At 63.6% G+C, this 7247-nt stretch carries 5 protein-coding genes; 4 read left to right on the top strand and 1 reads right to left on the bottom strand.

The window, feature by feature from the left end; translation table 11 throughout:
- Nucleotides 1-276 precede the first annotated feature (276 nt).
- A complete protein-coding gene (locus tag RMP10_RS06970; RefSeq protein WP_309670502.1) occupies nucleotides 277-480 on the bottom strand; it encodes a hypothetical protein in 204 nt (67 codons plus the stop codon).
- A 261-nt stretch (nucleotides 481-741) separates the two neighbouring features.
- Here RMP10_RS06970 and RMP10_RS06975 point away from each other — a divergent pair, with 261 nt between their 5' ends.
- From RMP10_RS06975 to RMP10_RS06990, 4 genes are all read left to right on the top strand, one after another.
- Nucleotides 742-1881 (top strand): glycosyltransferase, encoded by a 1140-nt coding sequence (locus tag RMP10_RS06975; RefSeq protein WP_310569647.1) that lies wholly within the window; start codon nucleotides 742-744, stop codon nucleotides 1879-1881.
- Between the two features lie 74 nt (nucleotides 1882-1955).
- Nucleotides 1956-3413, top strand: a complete 1458-nt coding sequence (locus RMP10_RS06980) for a magnesium chelatase (RefSeq protein WP_310569648.1) — start codon at nucleotides 1956-1958, stop codon at nucleotides 3411-3413.
- A 362-nt stretch (nucleotides 3414-3775) separates the two neighbouring features.
- Nucleotides 3776-5959, top strand: a complete 2184-nt coding sequence (locus tag RMP10_RS06985; protein WP_310569649.1) for a TonB-dependent receptor — start codon at nucleotides 3776-3778, stop codon at nucleotides 5957-5959.
- A gap of 120 nt (nucleotides 5960-6079) precedes the next feature.
- Complete coding sequence (locus tag RMP10_RS06990) at nucleotides 6080-7240, top strand: IS30 family transposase (protein WP_310569650.1); 1161 nt, start codon at nucleotides 6080-6082, stop codon at nucleotides 7238-7240.
- Nucleotides 7241-7247: the final 7 nt, after the last annotated feature.

Below are 7247 nucleotides of genomic sequence, written 5' to 3' on the forward strand. Positions count from 1 at the left end.
CCCAACGCGATCTCGATCGGGTCGCCCACGAAGTGAATACGCGTCCGCGAAAAACCCTCGGCTTCCGCACGCCGGCAGCTATCTTCGCTGAGAGCGTTGCACCGACTCGTTGAATCCGCCTCATATAGTGTTCAGAGTCGAGCGAACTTCAGTCCACAGTGTCGAGCGTATTTCGTGGAGCGCATCGACAGGTCGTGCTGATTTCTCGCACCGACCCACAACGAAAAAGGCGGGCGACTTTCGTCGCCCGCCTTTCCGTTACTGCTGACGTCAAGCTTAGTGCTTGGTCGTGTCGGCGGCCGGAGCAGCCGGGGCGGCCATCGCGGCCGAGTCAGCCGGCGGCGGCGTCATCGCGGCCGAATCCATGGCCGGGGCGGCAGCGGCCGGAGCAGCGGCGGCCGAATCAGCGGCCGGGGCCTCTTCCTTGGCGGAGCAGGCGGCGAGCACGAGTGCAGCAGCGACGAGAGCGATGCGCTTCATAGTGGAGGACTCCATACGGTGCGGTGGTTGCGCCGTGCGTCCTGAAAAGCGCACGGCCCCCCCGGCAGAACGCCGACGGGGATCTAGCGAACACAAGTTATGGCTCCGTGCTCAGCTGTCAAGGGTCACACCGCAACGACCGCAGTGTTCCGAGTGAGGCCAAGCGTTTGTGACACAACGGTTTCCTTCGTGTTGGGGCGCACGCCGGCCGGGCGCTAAAGGGCCGTGGCGCGAGCTCCTCCCTGCCCTTACCCTTCCGCCGTGCTCATCGTCCTCGTCGCCATCGCCGTCACGGCATTCGGCATCCTAGTCCTCGGGTGGGTGGTCTACCCGTCCAGAACTGCGAAAGCAGCTGGTGTGGGCGCTGGCGAGAACTCGTCCAATGCGGCGGGCTTGGTCGCCACACCGATCAGCGTCATCCTCGCCACGCGCGAATCCGACGAGGCGATTCTGCGGCGCATCGAGGATCTGCGAGGCGGAGATTATCCGTCGCACCTGATGGAGATCGTGGTCGCGCTCGACGCGACACGCTCGAGCGGGTTGGACACTCTGCAGGAAAAGCTGTCGCTCGGGACCCGAGCCGTGCACGGCGCCGTCGCCGGAAAGTCCTCAGCACTGAACGCCGGCGTTGCGGCGGCGACGCACGAGTATCTGCTCTTCGTGGATACGGCGCAGTCATTCGAACGAGACGCCATCACGAAACTCGTGACCGCTGTCGGAACAGACGGCTGGGGCGCGATGACGGCAACGCTCGCGCCTACCAGTGGCGACGCCCTCATGGATCGCTATTGGGCACGCGAGCTCGCCATTCGACTCGGCCAGGCCAGGCGACACAGCATCATCTGCGTGACCGGATGCGCGTACGTCATGCATCGACGATTCTGGCGCGAAATGCCTGCCGGACTTATTTGCGACGACCTCTGGAGCACCTACTCCGTTGTCACGAATGGAGGTCGCGTCGGCATTGTTACGGCGGCTCGAGTCACCGATCCGCGGCGCTTCACGCGGGACGACGAGTACGCAAGGCGACTGCGCACCATGACCGGTATGCTGCAGTTCGTTCGCTGGTTTCCGGCGGTGTTGAGCCCGCGAAGGAACCCGATGTGGAAAGACTTCCTGCTACATAAGCTGACGCGTCCCGCCACGCCGGTGCTGTTGCTCATCGGCGGTGTCGCCACATGGGGCGCGATCATGCTGGCGAGCCCCGTCACGGCGTGGACACTGCTCGCCACCGGAGTGGCCACCATCGCGCTCGTCTGGCTCCTCGCCACACTCGCGCCCGGGCGCCTCGGACAGAAGGCGAAAGGTCTGCTGTTCGCACAGCGTTTGCTCGTGATGCCGCTCTATGCAATTGCCCGGGCGGCACGGGCCGATTGGGACGTCTGGAAACCGCACCGGTAGCAAAAGCGCGGGAACCAAGGTCCCGCGGCAGGTGCTAACCATGATACGTCCTGTTCCTGACTCACTGAGGTTTTGTGTCCAGACTCCCCGAGACCCTCGGCGCTCTCAAGCGCTCCGGCTACGCCACAAATCGCCCGAAGTCCGTCAAAGACGAGATTCGGCGTAACCTGATCGTTCGCCTGCAGTCTGGCGGCCCGCTTTTCCGCGGCGTGCTTGGCTACGAAGACACCGTGATGCCTCAGATCGTGAACGCGCTCCTCGCGCGCCACAACTTCATCCTGCTCGGCTTGCGCGGCCAGGCGAAGTCGCGCATCCTGCGCGCGCTGGTCACGCTGCTCGACGAACAGATGCCCGTCGTGGCCGGCAGCGAAGTGAATGACGATCCGTTCGCGCCGATCTCGAAGTACGCCAAGCAACTCATCCAGGAGCACGGCGACGAGACCCCGATCGGTTGGGTGTCGCGTGACCAGCGCTATGTCGAGAAGCTCGCGACGCCCGATGCGACCATCGCCGACATCATCGGCGACGTGGACCCCATCAAGGCCGCGCGCGGTGGACACATCCTCGGTGACGAGCTCACGATCCATTACGGCATGCTGCCGCGCGCCAACCGCGGCATCTTCGCGCTGAACGAGCTCCCCGACCTCGCCGGCAAGGTGCAGGTCGGCCTGTTCAACATCATGCAGGAAGGCGACGTGCAGATCAAAGGCTACCCGGTGCGTCTCGCACTTGATGTCCTGCTCTGCTTCACCGCCAATCCGGAAGACTACACGGCTCGCGGCAAGATCATCACGCCGCTCAAGGACCGCATCGGCAGCGAAATCATCACGCACTATCCCGAGAGCGTTGAACTCGGCGTCGAGATTACGCGTCAGGAAGCGTGGACGAAGCGTTCCGACGGCGTGCAGATCCGCGTCCCCGACTTGATCGAGGAAGTGGTGGAGCGCATCGCCTTCGAAGCGCGCGACGACAAGCGCATCGACAAGCGTTCCGGCGTGTCACAGCGCATGCCGATCACCGCGATGGAGAACGTGGTCTCGAACGCCGAACAGCGCGCGCTGCGCAACGGTGACAGCGAAGCCGTGCCGCGCGTGGCCGACGTGTACGCCGCCCTGCCCGCCATCACCGGCAAGATCGAGCTCGAGTACGAAGGGGAACTCGTCGGTGGCGCCACGATCGCCAAGGATCTCATCCGTCGCGCCTGCGACGCCACGCTGCGTGAACGCGCCGGAGATATCGACGCCGAAGACGTGATCATGTGGTTCGACGGCGGTGGCGCACTGCAGGTGGCCGACGAAATCGCGATGGATCTCGTGCGCCAGGGTTTCGAAACTGTCCCGAGTCTCGTGCAGACGGTGATCGCGCTCGGACTCGCCAAGAAAGGCGACGATGCGATGATCGTCGTGGCCTGCGAACTGGTCCTCGAAGCGCTGGTAGCGCGGAGGAAGATTTCGCGATCGGACGAAGGGAAGTACGGGAAGGCCGAGCGCGAATCGCGCCGACCGAAGGGACAGCAGGACTATTTCGGCTGAACTGCGAACTGCCCAGACGCTCAGTGATCTGAACTCAGAACTCTGATCGGTATAGTGTTCAGCATTCAGCCAACAACAGTCCACAGTGCCGAGCGGGTTTCATGGATCTGACGATTCATGAGGCCTTTGCTCGGCACTCGCTGTTTGGGCCCACCGCCCCCGCGGCCCCACGCGCAGTAAGGAAATTCTCGCAACTGAGCACTGTATCTGCTGGACTCTGACCACTATACCCAGTCTGACGCCTGAACTCCGACCACTGAAAACTGGCTACTGGGCTGTCCGTTGATCCCGCGTTAAGGACAACACGCTGACCTTCCCCTGCGTAGATCGGTGACCCGCCCGTTCCTTACGCACTCCCCGTGATGCCCTCTGTTCCTCTCCGCTCGAAACTGCTGAGTCTGGCTGCCTGTGCCCTAGGGTTCGGTGACGCCAGCGTCGCCCACGCCCAAACCAAGGCTGACTCGTCCGCTCGCCGGGACAGTATTGCGCGCACCCTCGCCCCGTTCGCCGTGCGCGCCACGCGCAGCACGCAGTCGTCGTTTACGTCGCCGCTGGCGATCACGCACATCGACAAGTCGCAGTTTTCGGCCAAGTCGGGTTTCGGCCTCAACGACGCCCTCGGCAATGTGCCCGGTGTCCTCGTGCAGTCTCGTTACGGCACCAGTGACGTGCGAATCGCCATCCGTGGCTTCGGCGCGCGCGGCGCGGGCGACCGCAGCAACGCCGGCACGTCGCGTGGCGTGCGCGTGTTGCTGGACGGCATGCCGGAAACCGAGCCGGATGGACGCACGTCGTTCGATAACATCGATCTTGCTTCGGCCGAGGGGATCGACGTCATCCGCTCGAACGCGAGCGCGCTGTGGGGCAACGCGGCGGGCGGCGTGATCAGCGTGTCCACCGTACCCGTAATCGATCGTCCATTCGCGACCATGCAGTATCAGAGCGGGAGCTACGGCCTGCAGCGCTACATCGCGCAGACGGGCACTCCCATTGGCACCAGGGGCGGCGTGGCCTACGCCACGTTCGTGAACACGAATTTCGACGGCTGGCGCGTGAACTCCGACGCGCGTCGCGTGCTGCTGAACACCGGCATCGTGGCTCCGGTGGGCGACAAGACGCAGATGCGCATTCACCTGCTCGGCGCCAACAATCTCTTCCACGTTCCCGGCCCGCTCTCGGCCGATGAAGTGGCAGCGAACCCGCGTCAGGCCAACACCACCTACAACGGTCGCGATGAACGTCGCTACAACCGTCTCGCCCGGCTCGGCGCCAGCGTGGAGCATGCCATCGACGACAAGTCGAGCGTGTCGGTGGTGGCGTACATCAATCCGAAGTATCTCCAGCGTTCCGAGCGCGGCACCTTCCGTGATTTCACGCGATATCATGGCGGCGCCAACGCCGCGTATACCCGGCAGGATGTGGTGTCACCCACGTTCACGAATCGCTTCACCGCCGGACTCGATCAGGCGTACCAGGACGGCGCCGTGCTGTTCTACTCGTTGAGCGCGACCAACGGTCGCGGCACCACGCTGCGCGACAACAAGAAGGAAGGCGCCTACAACAGCGGCATCTTCCTCGAAGACGAGCTCACGCTGAACGACAAGGTCGGCATCACGCTCGGTCTGCGCGGCGACGCGATTTCATACTACTACAAGAACTACCTGAATCCGAAAACCGACGCGAGCCGCACTTTCTCACAACTCACGCCGAAAGTCGGCGCGTCGTGGCGCGTGTCGAAAACGCATACGCTGTACGCGAACGTGGGCGGCGGTGTCGAAGCGCCCGCCGGCAACGAGACGGATCCCGCCGGTACCTTTGGACAAGACACCGTCACCGCGCTCAATCCGCTGCTCGAGCCGATCCGTTCGTACACATACGAAGTGGGCACCAAGCAGATCTTCATGGTCGGTGATGGCTCTGGTGTGCTGAGCAGCGTGTCGTACGACGCCGCCGCGTACGTCACCAATGTGCGCAACGAAATCGTGCCGTATCGCGGTGGACGCTTCTACTTCATGGCCGGCCGCGCACGTCGCACCGGCGCCGAAATCGCCGTGACCGCACTCGCCAAGGGCGACCTCCGTTTCGAGAACTCCCTCACGCTCTCGCGCAACACGTACACCCAGTACGTGATCGACTCCGTCCACTATGGCAAGGCCGGCGCGAAGGCCGACTACAGCGGCAATCGCATCGTCGGGATCCCCGACTGGTTCTATGGTTCCAACGCCACCTGGGCACCCTCCAAGGCGCCCCTCGGTCTCGCTGCGCAATTCGGTGTACAAGGCACCGGCGGCTACTGGGCCGACGATGCCAACGCGGTGCGCGTGACGGAGTCGCACATTGTCAGCGCCAGCCTGCGCGCCGATCGCCTCCTGCTGGTCGGCGATGCCACGGTGAAGGGCTTCCTCACGGTCGAGAATCTCGGCGACCGCCGCTTCATCGGCTCGGCCTTCTTGAACCCCGATATCGTGAATGGAAAAGCGCTGGCGTTCGAGCCGGGAATGCCGAGGACGGTGATGCTTTCCTTCTCGGTTACTCGCGGGCGCTGAAGGCTCGACGGGGAAATCGCGGATCAGTACTCAGTGTTCTGAGTACAGGCATCAGACTTGGGCGGATTCAACCAGTGAGTGCAACAGGGCGTAGTTGCACACACTCACTGGAGCAACGAGATGGTGGAGCGAGGTCGACCGGGGCTATCGAGGGCGGAGAAGAACGTGGTGTGGGTGCAGTATCGGGCGGGAGCGTCGTTTGCCGCGATTGGCCGGGCCTTGGGCCACACACGCAACTCGATCTACGCGTTTGTGCGGGCGCAGGGTGGCGTAGCACCGGTCGTGCGACGACGGGCGTGTAGCGCCCTCACGGCGGATGAGCGCGAGGATATTTCCCGGGGCGTCGCGGCGAGCGAGAGCGTACGTGCCATCGCCTGCAGATTAGGGCGGGCACCGTCGACGATCAGTCGCGAGATTAAGCGGAATGGAGGAGCTGCTCGATATCGCGCTCGTGACGCCGAGGATCGCGCATGGCGCACCGCCCGTCGCCCGAAGCCCGCATGGCTGGCGATCAATGCGCCCCTACAACGTCTGGTCGATGCGAAGCTTCGTTTGCGGTGGTCCCCGGCTCAAATCACGGGCTGGCTGCGCGTGACGTATCCCGACGATCCACAGTATCACGTGTCGCACGAAACGATCTATCGCAGCCTGTTCATGCAGGCCCGTGGCGCCCTCAAGCAAGAGCTGACCGCGCATCTGCGCACCCGGCGCCCGATGCGTCGGAGCAAGAAAGCGTGCAAAGAGGGCCAGTTGCGCGGGCAGATCGTCGATGCGGTGTCGATCGCGGATCGGCCGGCCAGCATCGAGGATCGGGCCATTCCTGGCCACTGGGAAGGCGACTTGATCTCTGGCGCGAAGAACAGCCACATCGCGACCCTCGTCGAGCGAACGTCGCGCTATGTGCATCTCGTGCGCGTCACGAACAAGTCCACCACGGAAGTCGTCAGCGCGCTCATTCGCGAAGTGCGGCGGCTCCCAGATGGCCTCATGGCGTCACTCACTTGGGATCGCGGTCACGAAATGTCCCAGCACCATCGCTTTTCGGTTGCCGCCGACGTCGCCGTGTACTTCTGTGATCCGAAAAGTCCATGGCAACGCGGGACCAACGAAAACACCAACGGACTTTTACGTCAGTACTTTCCCGATGGCACTGATTTGTCCGCGTATACCCAACGCGATCTCGATCGGGTCGCCCACGAAGTGAATACGCGTCCGCGAAAAACCCTCGGCTTCCGCACGCCGGCAGCTATCTTCGCTGAGAGCGTTGCACCGACTCGTTGAATCCGCC

Origin of the sequence: Gemmatimonas sp. (assembly GCF_031426495.1) — a bacterium.
In the GTDB taxonomy this organism is placed as follows: domain Bacteria; phylum Gemmatimonadota; class Gemmatimonadetes; order Gemmatimonadales; family Gemmatimonadaceae; genus Gemmatimonas.

Coding starts and splice junctions, on each gene's coding strand:
- RMP10_RS06985 (WP_310569649.1), top strand. CDS start 3,776: ATGCCCTCTGTTCCTCTCCGCTCGAAACTGCTGAGTCTGGCTGCCTGT.
- RMP10_RS06990 (WP_310569650.1), top strand. CDS start 6,080: ATGGTGGAGCGAGGTCGACCGGGGCTATCGAGGGCGGAGAAGAACGTG.
- RMP10_RS06970 (WP_309670502.1), bottom strand. CDS start 480: ATGAAGCGCATCGCTCTCGTCGCTGCTGCACTCGTGCTCGCCGCCTGC.